This is a genomic window from Amorphoplanes digitatis (assembly GCF_014205335.1).
GTDB classification, from domain to species: Bacteria; Actinomycetota; Actinomycetes; order Mycobacteriales; family Micromonosporaceae; genus Actinoplanes; species Actinoplanes digitatus.
In genome coordinates, this window is the sequence record NZ_JACHNH010000001.1 from 2,561,728 (window position 1) to 2,583,722 (window position 21,995).

Annotated in this window: 19 protein-coding genes; 12 read left to right on the top strand and 7 right to left on the bottom strand. The window is 74.7% G+C overall.

The window, feature by feature from the left end:
- The 3 genes from BJ971_RS11085 to BJ971_RS11095 form a co-directional block, all read right to left on the bottom strand.
- Positions 1 to 1,278: an MFS transporter gene (locus BJ971_RS11085; RefSeq protein WP_184992197.1), complete on the bottom strand. Its 1,278-nt coding sequence runs from the start codon at positions 1,276 to 1,278 to the stop codon at positions 1 to 3.
- Positions 1,275 to 3,839 carry a class III lanthionine synthetase LanKC gene (gene lanKC / locus BJ971_RS11090; RefSeq protein WP_184992199.1) on the bottom strand — a complete coding sequence of 855 codons (2,565 nt, stop codon included), beginning with the start codon at positions 3,837 to 3,839 and terminating at the stop codon, positions 1,275 to 1,277. Before lanKC ends, BJ971_RS11085 begins: the two co-directional genes overlap by 4 nt.
- 77 nt (positions 3,840 to 3,916) lie before the next feature.
- On the bottom strand, positions 3,917 to 4,072 hold the full coding sequence (locus tag BJ971_RS11095; protein WP_184992201.1) for a hypothetical protein: 156 nt from the start codon (positions 4,070 to 4,072) through the stop codon (positions 3,917 to 3,919).
- A 192-nt stretch (positions 4,073 to 4,264) separates the two neighbouring features.
- On the opposite strand from BJ971_RS11095, the gene BJ971_RS11100 reads away from it, so the two are divergent.
- Genes BJ971_RS11100 through BJ971_RS11125 form a run of 6 tightly spaced genes read left to right on the top strand, consistent with a single transcriptional unit; the run spans position 4,265 to position 10,652 of the window.
- Positions 4,265 to 5,377, top strand: coding sequence for a radical SAM protein (locus BJ971_RS11100; RefSeq protein WP_184992203.1), 1,113 nt, complete (start codon positions 4,265 to 4,267; stop codon positions 5,375 to 5,377).
- Complete coding sequence (locus tag BJ971_RS11105; RefSeq protein WP_203709051.1) at positions 5,356 to 6,018, top strand: iron-containing redox enzyme family protein; 663 nt, start codon at positions 5,356 to 5,358, stop codon at positions 6,016 to 6,018. The genes BJ971_RS11100 and BJ971_RS11105 overlap by 22 nt, the downstream gene beginning before the upstream one ends.
- A complete protein-coding gene (locus BJ971_RS11110; protein WP_203709052.1) occupies positions 6,015 to 6,215 on the top strand; it encodes an aroma-sacti cluster domain-containing protein in 201 nt (66 codons plus the stop codon). Before BJ971_RS11105 ends, BJ971_RS11110 begins: the two co-directional genes overlap by 4 nt.
- A 26-nt stretch (positions 6,216 to 6,241) precedes the next feature.
- Positions 6,242 to 9,235: an adenylate/guanylate cyclase domain-containing protein gene (locus BJ971_RS11115; RefSeq protein WP_184992205.1), complete on the top strand. Its 2,994-nt coding sequence runs from the start codon at positions 6,242 to 6,244 to the stop codon at positions 9,233 to 9,235.
- Positions 9,232 to 10,080 (top strand): S8 family peptidase, encoded by an 849-nt coding sequence (locus BJ971_RS11120; RefSeq protein ID WP_184992207.1) that lies wholly within the window; start codon positions 9,232 to 9,234, stop codon positions 10,078 to 10,080. Before BJ971_RS11115 ends, BJ971_RS11120 begins: the two co-directional genes overlap by 4 nt.
- Complete coding sequence (locus BJ971_RS11125) at positions 10,077 to 10,652, top strand: GAF domain-containing protein (protein WP_184992209.1); 576 nt, start codon at positions 10,077 to 10,079, stop codon at positions 10,650 to 10,652. Before BJ971_RS11120 ends, BJ971_RS11125 begins: the two co-directional genes overlap by 4 nt.
- Before the next feature lie 5 nt (positions 10,653 to 10,657).
- Here the strand turns inward: BJ971_RS11125 and BJ971_RS11130 are convergent, their stop codons facing one another.
- Positions 10,658 to 13,525, bottom strand: a complete 2,868-nt coding sequence (locus BJ971_RS11130; RefSeq protein ID WP_184992211.1) for a helix-turn-helix transcriptional regulator — start codon at positions 13,523 to 13,525, stop codon at positions 10,658 to 10,660.
- Between the two features lie 223 nt (positions 13,526 to 13,748).
- On the opposite strand from BJ971_RS11130, the gene BJ971_RS11135 reads away from it, so the two are divergent.
- On the top strand, positions 13,749 to 14,207 hold the full coding sequence (locus tag BJ971_RS11135; protein ID WP_184992213.1) for a hypothetical protein: 459 nt from the start codon (positions 13,749 to 13,751) through the stop codon (positions 14,205 to 14,207).
- 13 nt (positions 14,208 to 14,220) lie between these two features.
- On the opposite strand, the gene BJ971_RS11140 is transcribed toward BJ971_RS11135, so the two are convergent.
- Entirely contained in the window at positions 14,221 to 15,267 is a 1,047-nt protein-coding gene (locus BJ971_RS11140) for a hypothetical protein (protein ID WP_184992215.1), read from the bottom strand.
- Between the two features lie 58 nt (positions 15,268 to 15,325).
- Between BJ971_RS11140 and BJ971_RS11145 the strand changes: the two genes are divergently transcribed.
- Both BJ971_RS11145 and BJ971_RS11150 read left to right on the top strand, forming a co-directional pair.
- Positions 15,326 to 15,763: a MarR family winged helix-turn-helix transcriptional regulator gene (locus BJ971_RS11145; RefSeq protein ID WP_184992217.1), complete on the top strand. Its 438-nt coding sequence runs from the start codon at positions 15,326 to 15,328 to the stop codon at positions 15,761 to 15,763.
- 75 nt (positions 15,764 to 15,838) lie between these two features.
- Complete coding sequence (locus BJ971_RS11150; protein WP_239087100.1) at positions 15,839 to 16,801, top strand: alpha/beta hydrolase; 963 nt, start codon at positions 15,839 to 15,841, stop codon at positions 16,799 to 16,801.
- Between the two features lie 18 nt (positions 16,802 to 16,819).
- Here the strand turns inward: BJ971_RS11150 and BJ971_RS11155 are convergent, their stop codons facing one another.
- Both BJ971_RS11155 and BJ971_RS11160 read right to left on the bottom strand, forming a co-directional pair.
- The gene (locus BJ971_RS11155) at positions 16,820 to 17,446 is read right to left on the bottom strand and encodes an isochorismatase family protein (protein ID WP_184992221.1); all 627 of its coding nucleotides are present in this window, start codon (positions 17,444 to 17,446) and stop codon (positions 16,820 to 16,822) included.
- A gap of 2 nt (positions 17,447 to 17,448) precedes the next feature.
- The gene (locus BJ971_RS11160; RefSeq protein ID WP_184992223.1) at positions 17,449 to 18,642 is read right to left on the bottom strand and encodes a CaiB/BaiF CoA transferase family protein; all 1,194 of its coding nucleotides are present in this window, start codon (positions 18,640 to 18,642) and stop codon (positions 17,449 to 17,451) included.
- Between the two features lie 59 nt (positions 18,643 to 18,701).
- Between BJ971_RS11160 and BJ971_RS11165 the strand changes: the two genes are divergently transcribed.
- The 3 genes from BJ971_RS11165 to BJ971_RS11175 are packed head-to-tail and all read left to right on the top strand — an operon-like array spanning position 18,702 to position 21,970.
- Positions 18,702 to 19,592, top strand: a complete 891-nt coding sequence (locus tag BJ971_RS11165; RefSeq protein ID WP_184992225.1) for a hydroxymethylglutaryl-CoA lyase — start codon at positions 18,702 to 18,704, stop codon at positions 19,590 to 19,592.
- A gap of 42 nt (positions 19,593 to 19,634) precedes the next feature.
- A complete protein-coding gene (locus tag BJ971_RS11170; protein WP_184992227.1) occupies positions 19,635 to 21,116 on the top strand; it encodes a class I adenylate-forming enzyme family protein in 1,482 nt (493 codons plus the stop codon).
- Entirely contained in the window at positions 21,113 to 21,970 is an 858-nt protein-coding gene (locus BJ971_RS11175) for a DUF4437 domain-containing protein (RefSeq protein WP_184992229.1), read from the top strand. The genes BJ971_RS11170 and BJ971_RS11175 overlap by 4 nt, the downstream gene beginning before the upstream one ends.
- The last annotated feature ends 25 nt before the right edge of the window (positions 21,971 to 21,995 follow it).

Here is a 21,995-nt window from a genome sequence, read left to right on the forward strand (position 1 = left end):
TCAGGCGCTGCTGTCGGCCGTCTGTGACAGGCCGTCCGGAACGTCCGCCCGCGGGCGGACCGCCCGGAAGGCGGCCGGCAGGCAGATTCCGATGATCAGCAGGCCGGCGAGTTGCAGGGACCAGATGGCCGGCCGGACGCCGATCGTGTCGCCGAGCAGGCCTCCCGCGAGGGCGCCGCCGAGCGCCGCGACGGCGGCCAGCACCTTGAGCAGCGCCACGGTGCGGCCGATCTCGTCCTCGGCGGCGTCGGCGACGATGACCGGGCTGATCGCCACGTTCGCGACGGCGCCGAAGAACACCGGCAGGCCGATACCCGCCGCGGCGAAGACGGCGGCCACCGGCAGCGATCCGGGTGACAACGGCAGCAGCAGCGCACTGGCCAGGCTCGCGGTGAAGGCCACGAGCGTGACCCGGGCCGCGTTGTGGCCGGACCGCAGTATCCGCCCGGCCAGCATCGAGCCGGCCAGGCCGAGCAGGCCGGTGGCGGCGAACAGCATGCCGTACGCGGCCTGCGGCACCCCGAGCACGCGCAGCACGAACGGTGCGGTGAGCGCGGCGGCCCCGGCCATGGCGGCGCCGGGCACCAGGAAGAACAGCAGCAGCGTCCGGTGGAAGGCGTCGCTGACGAAGAACTTCAGGCCGGCGGTCATCCCGCGCAGCGTGTCGAGCACCGCGCCGCCCGCCGCGGCGATCGGCTCGCGGACCAGGGGCGCCACCGGGCCCATGGCCAGCAGCGCCGCGACGCTCAGCAGGTAGGTGACCGCGTCCACCGCGATCGCGGCCGGCGCGCCGAGCAGGACGATCGTCGGCCCGACGAGCAGGCGGCCGACGAAGCCGGCCGCGTACTGTCCGGCCTGGAGTTTCGCCCGGGCCGGGCCGAGCTCCCCGGCCTCGACCAGCTGGTTGAGGTGGATGAAGTAGACGACCTCCAGCAGGATCAGTGCGCCGCCCTGCGCGGCCGCGAGGGCGGCCAGCCAGCCGACGGTGGCCGTGTCGGTCGCGACGCCGAGGGCCACCACCGCGACGGCCAGCGCCGAGAACGTGTCGAGGATGATCAGGGCGCGCCGTGGCCGGGCGATGCGGTCGGCCAGCGCGCCGGCGGGCAGGCCGAGCAGCACCATCGGCACGAATGAGGCCGCGCTGATCAGGCCGATCTGCGCCGGGGTCGCGTCGAGGTGTTCCACCGCGACGATCGGCATCGCGATGGCGGTGAACACCGATCCGAACGTGGACAGGGTCTGCCCCGCCCAGTACTTACGTAGGTCGCGGGCGCTCATCGGACCGCACCGACCAGCCGCCGGGCGATGACGTCGTCGACCGTGCACAACGCGTCCGGCCGCGGGTCGAGCACCTGGTTCAGGGCCAGCAGCACGCCCGCCGAGCCGCTCCACAGCTCCGCGCTGAAGCGCAACAGCTGGTCGCCGAGGAACCGGACGCCGGTGTGGTGCGGCACGGCGTACTTGTAGAGGCTCTGCGCGATCCGCGCGGCGCCGTCCTCGGCGCCGTGGTCGGCGAGGGTGAAGGCGTAGCCGGCCAGCCCCTGGCACAGGCCGGGCATCGCGGTGTAGGTCAGGCGCAGCGGTGCCAGCAGCCGGGGCAGCGCGGCCGCCAGCCGCTCGTCGGGGCTCGCCCGCAGCACGCGGGTCGCCGCGAACACCATCCCGGCCGACCCGGCGAACAGGTACGGCAGCGCCCGCCGGTCGCCCGCCGACACGGGGAAGAGCAGGCCCGCGGCGTCCGGGTCGATCGCCCGGTCGAGCTCGGCGTGCAGCAGCCGGACCGCGCGGTCCGCCAACCGCACCTCACCGGTCAGCTCCGCGAGCTGGGCCAGCATCAGGGCGATGCCGCAGCGGCCGTGCATCAGCCCGGTGGCGTCGTCGGCGCCGATCAGGTCCGTGAGCAGGTCGTCGTCGGCGGGCAGCGCACCGGCGAGCGCCAGCGCGCGGTCGATGTGCCGCTCGTCGCCGGTGTGGCCGAACAGGGCCAGGTGTGTCAGGGCGACGCCGGCGGAGCCGCCGAAGAGCGTGGCCGACGACGCGGTCAACGGGTGCCGGTCGGCCGCCGCGAGCAGGGTGCCCGCCTCCTCGGTCAGGCCGCAGTCGGCGAGGACCCGGGCGATGCCGGCGGTGCCGGCGAACAGCCCGGGGCCGAGGTCGGCGGCGCCGGCGAGCGCGTCGCGGCGCAGCCGCTCCAGCAGCCCCGGCGGCAGCGGACGGTCCAGGCGCCGCAGCGCGTGCACCACCCCGGCCGTGCCGTAGGCGAGGCACACGGTGTTGCTCGCGTAGCCCTGCGGGATCGTCGGGAAGACCCGGTCCGGGTGGTCGAGATCGGCCATGGCCACCAGCGCGTCGGCGGTGCGGTCGCGCAGCTCGCGCAGGTACCGGGCCGGATCGTCGGCGACCTGCCGCGGCGTGGGTTCGGTGCCGGCGGCACCGGCCGCGCGGTAGCGGGTCGCCCGCCGCCAGAGGGCGGGCGGCACCGGGGCCAGCTCGCTCAGGTCACGGTACGCGTGGGCGAGCACACCCGGATGACGGTCCGCGACGAGGTTCACCGGCCCCAGCAGATGCAGCGCGATGGCGGCGAGCCCGTAGTCGTCGTAGACGCCGGGATCGTCGCCGGCCAGGCGCTCCGGCGGTGCGAACCCGGGTGTGCCGGCGCGCAGCAGGACGTCGCCGCGGCGATGCGCGCAGCCGAAGTCGATCAGCCGGATCCGGTCGTCGTCGCCGACCAGGATGTTGGCCGGGCTGACGTCGATGAAGTAGTGGCCGGCGTCGTGCAGCCGGGCCAGCTGTGCCTCGAGCGCGGCGAGGATCCGCTCGCACCGCGGGTAGAACGCGGCGAAGTCCGCCGGGGTGCTGCCCGCACGCAGGATCGGGTGGTTCACGGCCAGCCAGCGCGACAGCAGCAGGCCGTCGACGTGCTCGACCGCCATGAACTCGTGCTCCCAGGCCCGGAAGTAGCCGATCGGCTCCGGCGCCAGCCCCGGCACCAGCGCGTGCAGCCGGTTCAGCACGGTCCACTCCTCGCGCAGCTGCTCGACGGCGGTGGCGCCGTCCTCGCGCAGGCCGGTGTGCGGCCGAGCCTCCTTGAGGAACACCCGCCGCCCGGTCGCCGTCTGGTGACCGCGGTAGGTGCCGCCGGCGTTGGTGAAGCGCACCGACGAGTCGATGGTGAACCCGGGCAGCGCGGCGCCTTTCGCGCCGCCGCCGCGGCGTACCCGGAACGGATCCTCGATGCCGTCGGGCAGCCGGAAGACGACGTCCCGGGAGTCCGGGACGAGCCGCCCGGCGCCGTCGCGGACCAGCGGGGTTCCGGTGCCGTCGGCCTCGACCCGGGTGCGCGGCCGGAACGCGCCGTAGCGGTAGTACACCGTCGAGGAGTCCCGGAACCGGCGGTCGGACAGGACGTACGGCCCACGCTCACCGGCGAGCGCCGCGCGCAGCCGTTCCATGAGCTCGCGGGCCGTCTCGACGTCGCGCGGATAGGCGGCGATGAACTTGCCGGCCTGCGGGCGGCTCGCGTACTTGTGGTGTGTCCACCAGTAGAACTGGCGGCGGGACAGGTGCTTGAACGGCACGGCGTGCGCGAAACACGCGGCGGCGGCGGCGTCCAGGACCGCGGCGAGCCGGTCCGGGCGCGCCGAGACGTGCACCTTCCAGCCCTCGTCGGCGACGTCGCCGTGGCCGGGCCGGTGCCACATCGTCCAGATGCCGGAGGTGACGGCCCGCCAACCCGCGGGAACCGTGCGCGGCGCGAACACCTCACCGTCGTCGTGCGCCTCCGCGAGCGGCCGGTAGAACTCACGGTCGGCGGCCGCGAACGCGATGCCATCGTTCATGGTGCCCTCCTGATTGATGCGGTGGTGGCCCGGACACGGCGAGCGCGTCCGGGCCACCAACCGGGCAGCCGCGTCGATCAGGCGCAGATGGCGAGGCTGAGGGTGCTGGCCGCGGCGCCAGGGGCGCTGTGCGCCTGCACGTCCTCTTCCTCGGCGTCCGTCTCCTGGAGGGACAGCACGGCCTCGGACTCCTCGGGGGTCTCTTCGGGGGTGTTCTCCACGATCTCGCTCATGGCACGACTCCTGTCGCTGGGGTGGTGGTCGACGTGCGGTCCGTCGATGAGCAGGACGCTAGGTGCGGGTATCCCGGAAACGGTGCACGTCCGGTTCAGCATCGGTATCCGCGCAGGGAAACAGGCCCTGTTGTACCCGTCGTGTACCGCCGGTCATCCGGGCTCGTACCGCGCCGCCCGAGACTGGCGTCCGTGGAACTCGCCGAGCTGGTCGGACTGCGTCCGGTACCCGGGGCGGGGGTGCTGATCACCCTCACCCAGCGGTGCCCGCTGCGCTGCGCGCACTGCTCGACCGCGTCCACGATGGCCGGTGCCCAGCCGGCCGCCGCCGACCTGTCCGCACTTGTCGACTCCTTCGCGCAGTGCCCGCCCGGCGTCATGATGCTGACCGGCGGGGAGCCGATGCTGCGGCCGGGCCTGGTGCTGGACCTGGCCCGCCGGGCCCGGGCGGCCGGCACCAGGAGCGCGGTGCTCACGGGCGCGTTCTTCGCCGCCGCGGACCCGCCGCCGGCCCGGCTGCTGGCGGCGGCGACGGCGGTCGACCACTTCTCGGTGAGCATCGACGCCTTCCACGAGCGCGAGGTGCGCCGCGAACACGTGTACGCGCTGCTGCGCCGGGTGCTCGACGCCGGTACACCGGTCAGCCTGCACGCGGTCGGCGGCGGACCGGACGACCCCTACCTGGCCGGCCTCGTCGCACGGACCCGCGCCGTGTTCGGCGACGCGGTGCCGATGCTCGTCAACACGGTGCGCGCGGTGGGCCGGGCGGCCGCGTGGGCGGCGGCCCGGCCGCCGGAGCCGGACCCGGACCGGGTGCTGCCGTGCGCGATGGCGGCCTGGCCGGTGGTGGCCGCCGACGGCGCCGTGCTCGCCTGCTGCCACCAGGAGACCGTCGACCGGCGCCCGGCCCCTGCGCACCTGCTGCTCGGCCGTCTCGGGATCGACGACTGGGCCGCGATCCGGGCGCGGTGCCTCGCCTCGCCCGCCCTGCGGATGATCCGCGCGGTCGGGCCGGTACACCTGGTCGGCCGCTTCGGCACCCGGCCCGGCCCGCCGTCCGGCGGCTACTGCGGCACCTGCCGGAGCCTCGGCGAGCGGCCCGGCGTGCTGGCCGCCGTCGGCGCCGCCGCCGCCGGCCGCCTCGGCGAGCTGCTGGACGAGCACGCCGCGCGGATCCAGGTCGAGGCCGGGCCGGTGGCGCTGATGCGCCGGCACGGCTGCGCCGCGTACGCCGAGCTCGTCGCGCCTTCGAGACAGAGCCACCGAACCGAGGAGGGTACGACGTGCCGATCGCCGACCTGCTGAGCCTCGCCGCGCCCGCCGTGCACGCCGCCACCGGCGAGCTGTGGCACGCGCCCGGGCTGGCCGAGCGCTACCCCCGCTACCTGATCGCGATGCACGGCGTCATCCGCGCCTCGGTGCCGCTGATGGAGCTGGCCGCGCGCCGCTGCGCCGAGCGGGGCGACCGCGACCCGGTCGCCGGGCCGCTCGGCCGGTACCTCGTCGCGCACGCCGCCGAGGAGGCCGAGCACGACGAGTGGCTGCTGGAGGACCTGGCCCTGCTCGGGTACGACCCCGCGGGCGTCCGCGACGCCCTGCCGCCGGCGGAGGTCGCCCGGCTGGTCGGGCCGCAGTACTACTGGATCGAGCACTACCACCCGGTCGCCCTGCTCGGCTACATCGCCGTGCTGGAGGGCAACGCACCCGCGGCCTGGCTGGCGGACCTGATCGTGGCCGGCGCCGGCGTGCCAGAGGGCTCGGTCCGCACCGTCGACGCGCACGCGAGCCTCGACACGGCGCACGCCGACGAGGTCTTCACCCTGATCGACACGCTGCCGCTGACCGCCGCGCAGCGCACCGCGGTCACGGTCAGCTCCCTGTCCACCTGCGACGCCCTGTTGCGGGTGTTCGACGCCATCACAGCGCGGAATGGAGACCGGCGATGAGCGAGCACCGTTGGACCCTGGACGACCTCGAGGCGTACGGCTTCGACGTCAGCACGCTGCCCGTCGAGCAGCAGGAGGTGCTGCGCGACCTCACCGAGGCCGAACTGTCCATGCTGGCCGACATCCGCGCCCGCCTCGACGAGGTCGGCCCGGAGGTCAGCGCGCACAGCGAGATCGCCGGCGCGGCCCTGTTCTGAACGCCCGCGGCAGAGAGGAGCACCCCGTGAACTGCGCCTCGTGCGACAGCGCGCTGCCGGCCGACGCCCGGTTCTGCGCCTGCTGCGGTGCGGCACAGGCCGTCGCCGCGGCCAAGGAGGAACGCAAGCTGGTGACTGTCGTCTTCTGCGACCTGGTCGGCTCGACCGCGCTGTCCGGGCGGCTGGACCCGGAGACGCTGCGGTGGGTGACCCTGCGCTACTTCGCCGCCATGCGCGAACGGATCGAGACGTTCGGCGGCACCGTGGAGAAGTTCATCGGCGACGCGGTGATGGCCGTGTTCGGCACGCCGGTCATGCACGAGGACGACGCGCACCGGGCCGCCGCGGCCGCGGCCGGCATGGTCGAGGCGCTCGCGATCCTCAACGCCGAGCTGGAGCAGACGCACGGCGTACGCCTGGAGGTCCGCATCGGCGTGCACACCGGGCCCGCGGTGACCAGCACCGAGGTCTCCACCCGCCAGACCCTGGTCTCGGGCGAGACGGTGAACATCGCGGCCCGCCTCGAACAGCACGCCGGCGCCGGGGAGATCCTGATCGGCCCGCTGACCCGCGAGGCGATCGGCCCGGTGGCCGACACCGTCGAGGTCGGCCCGCTGCGACTCAAGGGCAAGCAGGAGGCCGTCGTCGCGCACCGGCTGCTCGCCATCGGCTCGGACAGCCCGGAGCTGCGGCGCCGCTTCGACCTGCCGTTCGTCGGCCGCGAACCGGAGCTGTCCGCGCTCGGCGACACCCTCGCCGCCGGCGGCACGGTCACCGTGCTGGGCGAGCCCGGCATCGGCAAGACCCGGCTGGTGCGCGCCTGGCTCGACCGGGCCGACCCGCCGCCGCGACACGGCTGGGGCCGCTGCCGCCCGTACGGCGAGCAGGGCAGCCTGGCTCCGCTCGCCGACGCGGTGCGGGCGCTGCTGGCCGGTTCCCCGGTCGGCGAGCCGGTCCTGGAGGCGTACCTGCTGCTCGACGGCACGCCGGGGCCGTCCGTCGAGGCGACGACCGCCGCGCTGGTCCGGGTCCTGGCGACCGCCGGGGTGCCGGTGCTGGACGACTGCCAGTGGGCGAGCGATCCGCTGCTCGACCTGCTCGACCACCTGGCCGGGCAGGGTGTGCCGGTGGTCCGGCTGGCCCGGTTCGACGTGCTCGACCGGCGGCCGTCCTGGTGCGACGGCCCGGGCACGCTCCTGCTCACCGGCCTGGACGCCGGCGAGTGCGAGATCATGGCCGCCACCCTGGTCGAGGTCGGCGCCCACGCGGTCGCCGCGCCGGCGGCGGTGCTCGAATCCACCGGCGGCAACCCGTTCTACCTGGAGCAGCTCGTCGCCGCGGCGGCCGAGCGGGCCGGGAGCGACCCAGGCGCGGACCTGCCGACCGGGCTGCAGTCGCTGATCGGCGCCAGGATCGACGCGCTGCCCGACACCGAGCGCACCACCCTGGACCTGGCCGCGGTGCTGGGCCGGGAGTTCACCGCCGGGCACCTGACCGAGCTCGCCGGCACCGGCCCGGTCGGCGCGGAGCTGACCCGGCTCTGCGACCGCCGGCTCGTCGAGCCGCCGGGCCGGGCCGGCGCGGACGTGTTCCGGTTCAGCAACGGCCTGATCCACGAGGCCACGTACCAGGTCATGGCGAAGCGGGTACGGGCGGAGCGCCACGAGCGGGCCGCGGACGTGCTGGCCGGCGGCGGCGGCTCCATCGCGACCGTTGCCGGGCACCTGGAGCAGGCGTACCGGTACCGCAGCGCGCTCGGCGCGACCGGCCCGGCAACCGCCGTGCTGCGCGGCCGGGCCGCGGCCCTGTTCGCGGCCGCCGGGGCGCAGGCGCTGACCCGCTGCGACCTGGCCTGGGCCGATGACCTGCTGACCCGGGCGGTGGACCTGTTCGCCGCGGCCGAGCCGGGCCGGGCCGCCGCGCTGCGCCAACTCGGCGAGGTGCGGATCGCCACCGGGCGGGCCGCCGACGGGCACCGGCTGCTGCGCACCGCGCTGGCCGAGACGAACGAGGAGGTGGAGGCCGCGCACGCGCGGCTCGCCCTTGCCGTGGCGGACACCGATCCGGCGGCGAGCGCGGTCGCCGCGGTCGCGGCCGAGGTGCTGCCGGTGTTCGAGGCGGCCGGCGACGCGCTGGGCCAGGCCCGGGCGCACATCCGGATGGCGCAGCACCGGCAGTTCGACGGCCGGCACGCCGAGGCCGACGGGCACCTGATGCTCGGCCTGCACCACGCGGTGCGCGGCGGCGCCGAGGGTGAGCGGGCGCTCGCGCTCGGCGCGGCCGGGATATCGCTGTGGCGGGGCCCGGCGCCGGTGCCGCTCGCCGTCGCGCGCTGCGCCGAGCTGCTGGCCGAGCACGGGCCACCCCGCCCCGCCGTCCGGGTCACCCTCGGCTGCACGCTCGCCGTGCTGCTGGCCCTCGACGACCGGCACGACCAGGCGCGGGAACGGCTCGACGAGGCCGGCGAGCTGATCCGGCAGCTCGGCTACGCCGAGGGCGCGGTGGTGCTGCCGCTGTTCGCCGCCGCGATCCGCACGCTGGCCGGCGACGCCCGGTCCGCGCTGGAACGGCTCGACGCGGGCGCCGCCGTGGCCCGGGAGCTGGGCGCCGCCGGGCTGCGCGCCACCATCGCCCGGGAGTCGGCGCGGCTGCTGCTGGACCAGCGGCGCACGGCGCGGGCGGCGGCGCACCTGGCGTCGGTCGACCCCGGGACGCTGCCGCTGCGCGCCGACGCCGCCGACGTCGACGGGCTGCGGGCGCGGCTGGCCGCCGCCGACGGCGACGCGCCGCGCGCCGCCGATCTCATCCGGCGGGCGGTCGAGGCGGCCGAGGCGACGGACTCGCCGGTCCTGCGGGCGACCGCGGCGCTGGACGAGGCCATGGTGCACCTCGAACTGGGCAGGCCGGCGCCGGCGGCCCGCGCGGCCGGCCGGGCCCGCGAGCTCTTCGCGGGCAAGGGCCACCGGCCGGGGGTACGGTGGGCGGCCGCCGCCCTCCGGCGCGCGGGGGTCGGCGCGTGAACACGGCCGCGCCGACCGGGCCGCCGGCCAAGCGGCTGACCTGGCGCCTGACCGGACAGGCCCCGGAGGAACTCGCGCTGCGCGCCGACGGGGAACGGGTGACCCCCGACTGGGCGTTCGGCGGCGCGACCGGCCACGGCGTACGGGTGTGCGTCGTGGACTCCGGGGTGGAGCTCGACCACCCGATGATCGGGCCGGTGGACCGCTCGTGGGCGGTGTTCGACGACAACGGCGTGCCCGGCGTCCGGGAGAGCACCGACGGCGACGCCTGCGGGCACGGCACCGCGTGCGCCGGCATCATCCGGCGCACCGCACCCGACTGCGAGCTGTACAGCGTGCGGGTGCTCGGCGGCAACGCCTCCGGCGGCGGCGGCACGCTGCTCACCGGCCTGCGCTGGGCGATACAGCAGAACTTCGACGTGATCAACCTGAGCCTGTCCACCACCCGGGCCCGGTTCGTCGAGGAGCTGCGCGCGCTCGCCGACGAGGCGTTCTTCCGGCGCACGGTCATCGTCGCCTCCGCGCACAACACGCCGGTGGAGAGCTTTCCGTGGCGCTTCGCGTCGGTCATCTCGGTCGGCAGCCACCACGAGACCGACCCGGATCTGTATCTCTACAACCCGGCGCCGCCGGTCGAGTTCTTCGCGGCGGGGCGCGACGTCGAGGTGGCCTGGCTCGGCGGGAAGAGCATCCGCAGCACCGGCAACAGCTTCGCCACGCCGTACATCGCCGGCCTGTGCGCGCGGATCCTGTCCAAGCACCCGCGGATGACCACGTTCCAGCTGAAGAACGCGCTGTACCTGTCCGCTGCCAACGTACGTGTCGATACCGGAGGTGCCAGTTGAGCGAGAACTATCCCGAGCTCGACCCGCTGTCGGCGGGCCTGCTCCAGTCCGTGGTCGACGTGGCCCGGGCCATCTTCGGCGCCGCGGCCAGCTCCGTGTTCCTGCTCGACGAGGACGCCGACGAGCTGGTGTTCCAGAGCGTCTCCGGCGAGGGCGAGGGCGAACTGGTGGGCCGCCGGTTCCCGGCCTCCGCCGGCATCGCGGGCTGGGTGGCCTCGACCGGCGAGGCGATGGTGGTCAACGACCTCCAGCAGGACGCCGCGTTCGACCGCGGGCTGGCCGAGTCGACCCGGTACGTGCCGCGCTCGCTGATGGCCGCGCCGCTGGTGCACGGCGAACGGGTGCTGGGCGTGCTCGAGGTGCTCGATCCGGCGCCGCAGTCCCGGTCGAGCCTCAACGAGCTCGAACTGCTGTCGATGTTCGCCCGGCAGGCCGCGGCCGCGCTGCGGGTCGTGATGGACCGTCACCCGCCGGGCGGGCGCACCCGGGCCGGCCTGGACGTCGACGGCCGGGCCACGGCCCTGCACCTGGTGCAGAGCCTGCAACGGCTGCTGGAGACCGCGCCCGCCTGATCGGGTCAGGCGATCCGCGGACCGCCCGCGCGTTCGCGGACGAGCAGGGTCGCCAGCGCCACCCGGGAGGTCGCGCCGAGCTTGCGGTAGACGCTGGCGAGGTGCGCCTCGACGGTGCGCTCGCTCAGGCGCAGCTGGGTGGCGATCTGCCGGTTGGAGCGCCCGTCGCCGGCCAGCACGGCCACCTCCCGCTCGCGGTTCGTCAGCGCCGCCAGCACGGTGGCCGGCGCCGGCGAGCCGCCGCCGGCGCGCCGGCCGCCGCCGGTCAGCGACTCGCGGACCCGGTCCAGCTCGTCGTGCAGCCAGCGTGCGCCGCCCGCCGCGGCCTGCGTGGACGAGCGCGACAGGGCCGCTACCGCCTCGTCGCGCCGGCCCAGCCGGCCCAGGCTGCGGGCCGCGAAGACGGCCGTCCGTGCCTGGTCCGCGGACTTGCCGACGACCGCGAACCCGGCGTCGGCGCGGGCGAACTCGACGAGCGCCGCCTCGTGGTCGCCGTGCACGGCCCGCATCAGCCCCCGGGCGCGGGCCGCGTGCGCGCTCTGTCCCGGCAGATCGAGCCGGTCGGCGACCGCGCCGGCCAGCTCCGTGAAGTGGGCGGCCCGGCGCAGGTCGGCGAGTTTGATCAGCGCGCCGACCAGGATCTCCGCGTACTCCGGCACCAGCGGTGCGCCGAGCAGCTTCAGGTCCGGCCCGCCGGCCCGCAGGACCAGCTCGACGCAGGCGCGGGGATCACCGCCGAGGAGTTCGGCGAGCCCGCGCATCAGCAACGCGGTGCGGGCCCACCAGCTGTTGACGGCGCTGCCGGTGAACAGCGCGGTGGCCCGGCGTACGTCGGTGAGCGCGGCATCCACCTGGCCCAGCGGCGACACCCAGATCTGCAACGGCGCCCTGATCGCCAGCACGATGCCCAGCAGGTGATCGCTGCCCACCAGGTGCGCGGCGTCCTCGGCCTGCTCGGCGTAGTCGAGCGCCTTGGTGAGCCGGCCGGTGAACATCCGGACCAGGCTCTGCCCGAGCAGCACGTGAGGCAGGCCGTGGCTCTGCCCGGTCCGGGCGATGATCGCCCGGCCGCGGGCGAGGTGGCGCTCGGCGTCGGCGAACCGCTCCAGCAGCATCTCGGCCCAGCCGAGCATGCACAGCGCCTCGCGTTCCCCGGCGAGCGCGCTGTCCGGCAGCCCGTCGACCAGGTGGCTGGCCGCTTCCGACGCGGCCCGGGCGACGGCCGTGTGCCCGACGCAGATCTCGCCGAACGCGCTGAACGCCAGCGCGGTGGCCTCGCCGAGCAGATCGCCGGACTCGCGCGCGGCCTCGCACGCCCAGGAGATCTCCGCCCGGGCGGCCGGGTAGTCGTTGGCCAGCAGCGTGGTCAGGCCCAGCTCCAGGGCCAGCCCGATGCGCTCCGGCGAGCTGCGGGAACCCAGCCGGGCGACCTCGGTACGCAGCAGGGCGATCGCCTCGGGATAGCGGCCCAGGCGCTGCTCCGCGTGTGCGCACAGCACCACCGCGGCGGAGCGGTTGACCGAGTCCCCGGCGGTCTCGGCGTGCAGGATCTGGTGCAGCAGGTCCCGGCTGGCCTCGTACCGGCCGCCCAGGCCCAGCGCCCGGGCCAGCAGGTACCCGAGTTCGAAGCGACGGGCCGCGAACTCGGGCGCCGCGGGCAGCATCCGCAACGCGATCCGGTACCAGTGCGCGGCGGTCAGCGGCGAGGTGCTCATCGACTCCTGCCCGGCCCGGCTCAGCACCTCGTCCAGCTCGGGCGACCAGGAGCTGCCGCCGTGTTCGATGTGGTGACTCAGCTCCGCCGCGGCCGCGCCCCGGGTGGTGAGCAGCGCCAGCGCCCGCCGGTGCACCCCGACGCGCCAGGCCGGCGCGGCCCGGTTGTAGATCGCCCGGCGTACCAGCGGGTGGCGGAACTCGAGCTCCCCGCCGTAGCTGCCGGGCCGGATCAGATCCCGGTCGATCAGCGTGCCGAGGGCGCCGTCCACCGCCGCCGGCGCCACGCTCGTCACGACGGCGGCCAGCACCTCCGACGAGAACGGGTCGCCCAGCACCGCCGCGGTCGAGGCCACCGCCAGCTCCTGCTCGGACAGCGACATGGTCTCGCCGAGGATCAGCGACTCCAGCCGGTCCGCGGTGTCCCCGCCGGTGCGCCCGGTGTCGCGCTGCGCGCCACGGTCCAGCGTCAGCAGGTACAGCGGGTTGCCGCGGCTGGTCTCGTACAGGTCGAAGGGGTGCCGGCTGCCGGGCCGGCCACCGACCAGCCGGCCGGCCTCGGCGCGGGTGAGCGGTCCGAGCTCGATCCGGGTGACCGCACCGTGGTCGGTGTTGCGGGCCAGCGCGTAGCGCAGCTGCGCGGGCGCCTGCCGGTCCCGGTGCGAGACCACCACGAGCAGCGGCTCGGCCATCGGGCGCCGGCTCAGGAAGTCGATGAAGTCGATCGATCCGGGGTCCGCCCAGTGCGCGTCGTCGAGCAGCATCACCAGCGGGGTCCGCGCCATGCCCACCAGCAGCTGGCGCACCTCCCGGAACAGGCGCAGGCGGTCGCTGTCGGGCTCGGCACCGGGAAGTTCGAGGACGGCCGAGCGCAGTTCGTCGTCGCCGTAGTCGTGCAACGCCTCGCGGATGAGCTGGAACGGCAGCTGACGCTCGAACTCCGCGGCCCGGCCCGAGATCACCGCGATCCCGGCCGCGGTGGCCAGCTCCCGCGCCGTGGCCAGCAGGAAGGTCTTGCCGATCCCCGGCTCGCCGACCACCTGGAGGAATCCGCCCCGCCCGGCGCGCAGGCCGTCCACCGCGGCGCGGACGGTCCGCATCTCGGCATCCCGCCCGACGATCCCGCCCCCGGACGTCACGGGTTGCAGAGCTTCGGACATGGATGCCCCCTTGCCAGGTACTCGGCCGGACGTCCCATTACGGTGCGTATTCAAACCTATCCATGGGGCAACCGATCAGACAACGGCCCTGGCGGATCTTCAATCTGATCGGTCCAGTATGGATCGTCCGAGCGACCGAGGCCGACCCCTCAGCATCTGCCGCGAACCCAGGTTTGATCTTTTGTGTCCGCGTAGGGTGGTGCCGTCGACGAGGAGGACCGATATGGCTGACCGCGTCCATGGTCATCTCATCGGGCGGGCGTTCCTGCTGGGCGCGGCCTGCGGCGGCCGGAGCATGGCCGGCCCGGCGGCCGTCGCGCTCACCGCCGGCCCGGTACCGGCCCGCGGCCTCTCCGGTACGCGGGCACGCCGGCTGATCGCGGCCTCGGCCCTCGCCGAACTCGTCGCCGACAAGCTACCCGGCGTGCCCAGCCGGCTGGCGCCGCCGGCGCTGGCCGCGCGCCTGGTGACGGCGGGCGCCTCCGCCGCCGCGCTGGCCCGGCGCGACGGCGCGACGGCGGCGCTGCCCGTGCTGGCCGCCGTGTCCGGGGCGCTGGCCGCCGGCGTGGCCGGCGCGCGCTGGCGGGCGTGGGCGGGCCGGGGCGCGCTGCCGCCGGTCGCCGCCGCGGTGCTCGAGGACCTCGCCGTCGTCGGCGCCGCGGCGGCCGCGGTCCGGCCATAGCCGTCGGGTCCGCTCAGGCCGCGACCGTCTCCTCGATCTCCTCCAGTGCGGCGGCGTCCTCGCCCGCGTCGACGGCCGGCCTGGCCCGGCGGCGTTCGGTGAGCGCCGCGGCGGCGAGCAGCGCCAGGCCCGCGGCCAGCCAGCCGGTCAGCGTCAGCAGGTGCCCGGCGAAGCCGGCGGCGCGGCCGAAGTAGAGCAGGCTGCGGACGCCCTCCACGAACCCGGCACCGTCCCAGAACGAGTGCAGTCGGGCGAAGAACGCGTTCTGGAGCTCGGGGCGGAAGACGCCGCCGGACGAGGTGAAGTTGAGCATCACGAAGACGACCATCATGGCGAGCGTGGTCCAGCGCTTGAGGAACGTGTGCACGCCGATGCCGACGGCGAGGATGCCGGCCGAGTAGAGCAGCGCCATCGTCCACACCAGGGGGTACTGGTGGTCGACGACGTGGAACACCGGCCCGGCCAGCACGATGCCGACGACGCTGACGACCAGCGCGGTGGACAGGCCGAGCAGCGCCCGGATCCAGATCGCGAGGCCGGCTCCGGCGGCGCCGATCGCGGCGACGCTCGCGTAGGAGCCGATGCTCAGCAGCACGAGGAAGAAGAAGATGCCCTGGCCGGTGGGGTCGCCAGCGGCCAGCGGGGTGAGGTTGGTGACGGCGAGCGCGCCGCCCTGCGCCGCGGCGACCTCGCGGAACAGCGACTCGGCCACGGAGGCGGAGGTCTCGGAGTTCGCCTTGGCGACCAGGAGCTCGGGGCGGTGCGGGTCCGGCACGAACGCGCCGACGAGCGTGCGGTCGCGCAGCGCGTCCGCCGCGGCGTCGCGGGAGGCGACCGTGCGCACGTCGAACGCGTCGCCCGCGCGCTGCCTGATCCTGGCGGCGAGCGCCCGCGCGGGCTCGTCCGCGCCGACGACGGCCACGTTCAGGTGCCGGGGGTGCGGCTTGTCGAAGGCGCTCAGATAGGCGAGGCCCATGCCGAGGCACATCAGCAGCGGCGTCACCAGGTGCAGGGCGACGTGGCCGACGGCGCGCCACGTGCCGGAAGGGGGGTTGGTCATGTGCGGTCCCGAGGGTGAGTTGGTAAATACAACCTACGGGAAGTTGTAGATTACAACCATGACTCGGGATGTGGTGATCGACACGATCCAGCGGGGGATCATGGCTATGGCCCGGCGCGCCCGCACCACCGCGGCCGACCTGCACCCCGCGCTGACCCTCGTCGACTTCAGCATGCTCGACCTGCTCGACGAGCGGGACGGGTGCCGGGCCGTCGACCTGGCCGCCTACTTCCAGCTGGACAAGTCGACGGTGAGCCGTCAGGTGGCGGGGCTGAGCCAGGCCGGGCTGATCCACGTCGCGCCGGGCGCGGGCGGGCGCGGCCAGCTGTGGCGGCTCACGAAGGCCGGGCGCGAGGCGCTCGCGGGCGCGCGCCGGCGCCGGCTCGAGGCCATGTCGGCCAGGTTCGCCGGCTGGTCCGACCGGGACGTCGCGCGGTTCGCCGATTACATCCGTCGATACAACGAAGGCGGCGACGACTTGTTCAAGACTTCTTGACATGTTGCCAATAAGGGCGCTCAATGGGAAACGCCGTTTCGGAGAGTGTTACAGCTGACCTAAGTGGAGGGTCCTGTGCGCCGAATCTTCGCCACCCTTGCCCTGTCCGTCTCCCTACTGGCCGTCGCCCCTTCGGGCGCGCAGGCCGCCGGCTGGACCGCGGTCCGCACCACGGTCGACGTACCGTGCGCGGCCTTCACCTACCACCCGGCCGCCGACTGGTACTTCCCGGCGACCGGCAGCCCCAGAGCGCTCGTCTACCTGCAACACGGCTTCTCCCGGTCGAACGGGAACATGCGCGACCTGGCCGAGCACTACGCGGCGGCCGGCTTCCTGGTGTTCGCGCCGACCCTGCCCTCGGCCGACATCTTCGGCTGCACGGTCAGCAACCTGGGCAACAACAACCCGTTCCTGAACAACGTCGCCGCCTGGCTCGGCACCGCGAGCAACCCGGCCGGCAACCTGGCCAGGAGCCACGCGGCCGCGGCGGCGAAGGCCGGCCGGGCGGGCCAGGCGCTGCCGGCCACCTACATCATCGCGGGGCACTCGGCGGGCGGCGAGTCGGCGACCTACGTCGCCAACCGGCTGCGCACCGCGTACCCGGCCGCGTTCGCGCGGCTGGCGCTCGTGCAGCTGCTGGACCCGGTGAAGTCGGTCTTCGGCAACAACGAGCCGGCGGCGCTGGCCGGGCTCGCCGGCACCGCGCTCCCGATCCTGGCGATCTCGTCGCCGCCGTACCTCGGCAACAGCAACGCGAACGGGACGGTCGCGCTCACCGGCGCGCTCGACCGGCCGTTCCTCGGCGTGCGGCTGGTGACCGGCTGCCACTGCGACGCCGAGGGCGCGAGCACCGACGGGCTGTGCACGCTCGTCGACGGCGTGCCGCAGGCCAAGAACATCACCGTGCTGCAAACCCTCGCCGTGGCCTGGGCGGCCGACGCGGCCGGCGGCACGACCACGGCGGCGTACTACCCGGGCGGCGCCTACTACCAGGGCCTGCTGACCACCGGCGTGGTCGAGACGCTCAGCGGCGACTGACGCGGGGCCGCCCGCCCTTCACCGTTGAAGGGCGGGCAGGGCCTCGTCCAGGCCGACGACGTCGGCGTACTTCGCGTTCAGGTCGAACAGGTTGTGCTCGTGCGGGCCGGCGTCGCGGTCGGCGCAGGCCTCCCGCACCACCATCGGGCGGAACCCGTGCTGTAGCGCGTCGAGCGCCGAGGCGCGCACGCACCCGCTCGTCGAGTATCCGCCGATGACCAGCGTGTCCACGCCGTGCGAGGCCAGCCAGGCGGCGAGCGAGGTGCCGGCGAACGCGCTGGCGTAGTGCTTGACCACGACCAGCTCGCCGGGCAGGGGCGAGAGCGGCGGCGCGAACTCGCCGAGCGGGTTGCCGGCCGCGAAGACCTTGAGCGCGGGCACCTTGGCGGCGAACAGCGGCGCCTCGCCGCAGCTCTCGTCGGCGTAGTGGACCCGGGTCCAGACCACCGGGAGCGCGGCGGCGCGAGCCGCCTCGGCGAGCGCCTCCATGGCGCCGGCGGCGGCCTGGCCCGCGGACAGGTAGAGCGGCGAGCCGGGCGAGGTGTATGCCAGCGCGGCGTCGACGAGCAGCACGGCCGGGTGCGTTCCCCACCCGAGCCGCCGGGCGAAGCCGGCCGCCGCGTAGTCGTCGTCGAGCGCGGACATGCTCAGATCACTCCCGCCGAGTGCAGCCGCGCACGCTCCGCGGCGGGTAGGCCGAGCAGTTCGCCGTACACGTAGTCGTTGCTGGAGCCGAGCGACGGCCCGGCCCAGTTCACCGCGCCGGGCGTCTCGGAGAGACGCGGCGCGACGTTCTGCATCGGCACCGGGCCCAGCGTCGGGTGCTCGACCGTCACGACCGCCTCGCGGGCACGCACGTGCGGGTCGGCCAGGATGTCGGCGGCCGTGTAGATGCCGCCGGCGGGGACGCCGCCCTCGTGCAGCAGTTCGAGCAGCTTCGCCGCCGGCAGCCCGGAGGTCCACCGCGCGACCAGGTCGTCGAGCTCGGCCTGGTGCTCGCCGCGCGCGCCGTGCGTGGCGTAGCGGGGGTCGTCGGCCAGCGCGGGCCGGCCCATCAGCGTCGCGAGGCGGCGGAAGACGGTGTCCTGGTTGGCGGCGATGAGCACGTCGGAGCCGTCCGCGGTGGGGTATCCGTTGCTGGGCGCCACGTTCGGCAGGATCGCGCCGGTGCGCTCGCGGCGGTATCCGGCGACCGCCCACTCCGGGATCAGCGACTCCGTCATCGCCATGACGGCCTCGTAGATGGCGGAGTCGACGACCTGGCCGCGGCCGGTGCGCTCGCGCGCGTGCAGGGCGGCGAGGGTGCCGAAGGCCGCGTAGGTGGCGGCGAGGGAGTCGCCGATCGAGATGCCGCTGCGCGACGGCGGCCGGTCCGGCTCGCCGGTGACGTAGCGCAGCCCGCCCATGGCCTCGCCGATCGATCCGAAGCCGGCGCGCGGCGCGTAGGGACCGGTCTGGCCGTACCCGGTGACCCGCACCAGGATGAGCCGGGGGTTGATCTCCGAAAGGGTCTCGTAGGACAGGCCCCACCGCTCCAGCGTGCCCGGGCGGAAGTTCTCCAGCAGCACGTCCGACTCGGCGACCAGGCGGCGCACGAGGTCCTGGCCCTCGCTCGTGCGCAGGTTGCAGGTCACCGACTTCTTGTTCCGCGCGACCACCGGCCACCACAACGACTGGCCGTGCGGCTTCTCCCGGCCCCACTGGCGCATCGGGTCGCCCTTGCCGGGCTCCTCCAGCTTGATCACCTCGGCGCCGAAGTCGCCGAGCAGCTGTCCGCAGAACGGCCCGGCCAGCAGCGTTCCGGTTTCGATGACCCGGATGTCGGTCAGGGGAGCTGTCACGCGGCTAGCCTAGCTAGCGGAAACAATGTTTCGCTAGTCGGAACAGAGGAGGGTGGCGGGTGGAAATCGTCGAGGTCGGCCCGCGCGACGGTCTACAGAATGAGAAGCGCGTCCTGCCCACCAGGACGAAGGTGGAGTACGCGCGCCGGGCGGTCGCGGCCGGGCTGCGCCGCCTGGAGGTGGCCGCCTTCGCCCGGCCCGACCGGATGCCGCAGCTCGCCGACGCCGAGGACGTGCTGCGCGGTGTCCCGCGCGGCGCGGGTGTCCGCTACATCGCGCTGGTGCTCAACGGCCGCGGCCTCGACCGCATCCTCGCCCTGGACCCGGGCCACCGCCCGGACGAGATCAACTTCGTGGTGGTGGCGACCGACGAGTTCGCCCGGCGCAACCAGGGCATGACCACGATGGCGTCGCTGGACGGCTTCCGGTCGGTTGCCGGGCGCGCCCGGGCGGCGGGACTCGGCGTCACGCTCACCGTCGCGGCCGCCTTCGGCTGCCCGTTCACGGGCGAGGTCCGGCCCGACCGGGTACGGGAGATAGTCGCCGACGCGGGCGCGATGGACGAGCTGTGCCTGGCCGACACGATCGGCGTCGGCGTACCGGCGCAGGTGGGTGAGCTGGCGGCCGCCGTCCGGGAGGTCGTCGACGTCCCGCTGCGCGCCCACTTCCACAACACCCGCAACACCGGGTACGCCAACGCGATCGCCGCGGCGACCCTGGGCTTCGTGGCGCTCGACGCGAGCCTCGGCGGGATCGGCGGCTGCCCGTTCGCCCCGGCGGCGACCGGCAACATCGCCACCGAGGACCTCGCCTACCTGCTCAACCGCTCCGGCCTCGCGACCGGCGTCGCGGTGCCGCACGCCGCCGCGACGGGCGCGTGGATCGGCGCCGAGCTGGGCCTGGACACGCTGCCCGCCCAGCTCGGCCGGGCCGGCGACTTCCCGGGTTGAGCAACCCTTGCGCCAGAATGGAAACGGTGTTTCCATTCTGGCATGTTGCGGTCCGGTGGCGCCGATCTCACGATCGCGGGTGGAGTGCGGGAATTCGGCCGGGCGACCCCGGCCGCGATCGCGGTGCGCGACGGCGACCGCGCGCTGACCTACGCGGCGCTCGACGAGCGCTCGTCGCGGCTGGCCGGCGCGCTGCTCGCGGCCGGCCTCGGCACCGGTGACCGGGTCGGGCTGCTCTGCGGCAACCGCCTCGAGTACCCGGAGATCGCCGCCGGCATCGCCAAGGCCGGCCTCGTGCTGGTCCCGGTCAACCCGCGGCTGACCGCGCCGGAGGTCGGCTTCATCCTGGGGCACTCGGGCGCCCGGCTGCTGATCGCGGACGTCGCGCTGGCCGTACCCGAGGTGGCGGTCCGGGTCGTCGCCCTCGGCGACGAGTACGAGCGGTGGATCGCCGCGGCGCCGGCCCGCGACCCCCGGGTGCCGGTCGACGAGCGCGACCCGTTCTGCATCGCGTACACGGCCGGCACCACCGGAGACCCCAAGGGCGTGCTCATCTCGCACCGCTCCCGCTGCCTCACGTTCTACGCCACCGCCCTCGAATGGGGGCTCGGTCCCGGCCGCCGCACGATCGCGGTCGCGCCGATGTACCACGGCGCCGGCTTCGCGTTCGCCTACGCGGCCGTCCACTGTGGTGCGACGGTCAGCATGCTGCGCTCGTTCGACCCCGTCGCGCTGCTCGACCTGATCGACCGCGAGCGGGCACAGTCGGTCTTCCTGGTGCCCACGCACGCCCAGCTGATTCGCGAGGCGGTCGGCACCGTGCCCGCCCTGCCGTCGCTGGACACCCTCTACTTCAACGCGGCCGCCCTGCCCAAGGTGCTCAAGGAGTGGGTGTTCGAGGCGTTCCCCGGCGCCGGGGTGCACGAGCTGTACGGCTCGACCGAGGCGGGCGTGGTGACGAACCTGCGGCCGCCGGACGCCCGGCGCAAGGCCGGCACCGTCGGCCACCCCTGGTTCGCCACGCAGGTGCGCATCGTCGGCCCGGACGGCCGGCCCGTCGCGCCGGGTGAGCCGGGCGAGCTGTACAGCCGCTCGCCGTACCTGATGAACGGCTATCACGAGAACCCGGCGGCGACCGCGGCGTGCACGACCGAGGACGGCTTCCTCACCTCGGGCGACATCGTCGTCGCCGACGAGGAGGGCTTCATCTCGATCGTCGACCGGGTGAAGGACGTGATCATCACGGGCGGGGTGAACGTCTATCCGCGCGACGTCGAGGAGGTGCTGCTCACCCACGACGCCGTGGCCGAGGCCGCCGTTGTCGGCGAGCCGGACGGCCGCTGGGGCGAGCGGGTGGTGGCCTACCTGGTCTGCCGGCGCGCGATCGAGGCGCCCGCGCTGGACGCGCACCTGCGGCAACGGCTGGCCGGCTACAAGGTGCCGAAGGAGTTCAAGGTCGTCGCGGCGCTGCCCCGCAACGCCGCCGGCAAGGTGTTGAAACGCGAGCTGAGGAGTACGCCGTGAGGGCACACGTGGAACTCATCCACGAGGACGACTACATCTTCCACGCCGGCGAGCTGCCGTACGGGGAGGGCGGGATCCTGGAGCGGCGGCTGTCGGTGGACGAGGAGGACGGCTCCTCCTCGCTCGCGCTGCACGCCACCGCCGACTGGGGTCGCGCCGCCGGCGTCCCGCACGCCGACACCGAGTTCTACGTGGTCTCGGGCTCGCTCACCTACGGCGGGCGGGAACTCGGCCCGGGCGGCTACCTCCAGGTGCCGCGCGGCGTGCCGATGGACTGGCTGAAGATCCACGAGGGCGCGCACGTGCTGCACTGGCGCGAGTACGGCGACTGCGGCTTCGACACGGCCGTCAACCTGGGCGAGGCGGCCCGCAAGGCGGACGCGGCCGGCGAGGTCACCGTCGTCGACGCCAACGCAGTGGAGTGGGTGGCCGCGCCGACCATCGGCCCGCTCACCCCGCTCTACATCAAGCTGCTGCACCGGGACCCGAAGACCGGCTTCTACACCCGGCTGATCCGGGCGCCGAAGGGCTGGAGCGACCACCGCCTCGCGCACCACCCGTGCTACGAGGAGTTCTACACGCTCAGCGGCAGGATGGCGTACAACTTCGGCGACATCGACGAGGGGACCTACTGCTTCCGCCCGGCCGGGGTGAAGCACGGGCACTTCGTCGCCGAGACCGAGATCGACTGGATCATCCGCTCGGACGGCGAGCTGATCAACTGGTACACCACCGACGAGTGGGTCAAGTGGGGCGGCACCGCCGAGAACTACGAGCACAGCCACGCCCCGGTCATCTCGACGTTGCCGGTGCGTTCCCGCTCCCGCGGCGAATGGTCCGGCGACGGCATGTGACGGCCGCGACGAGGCCGGGGGCCGC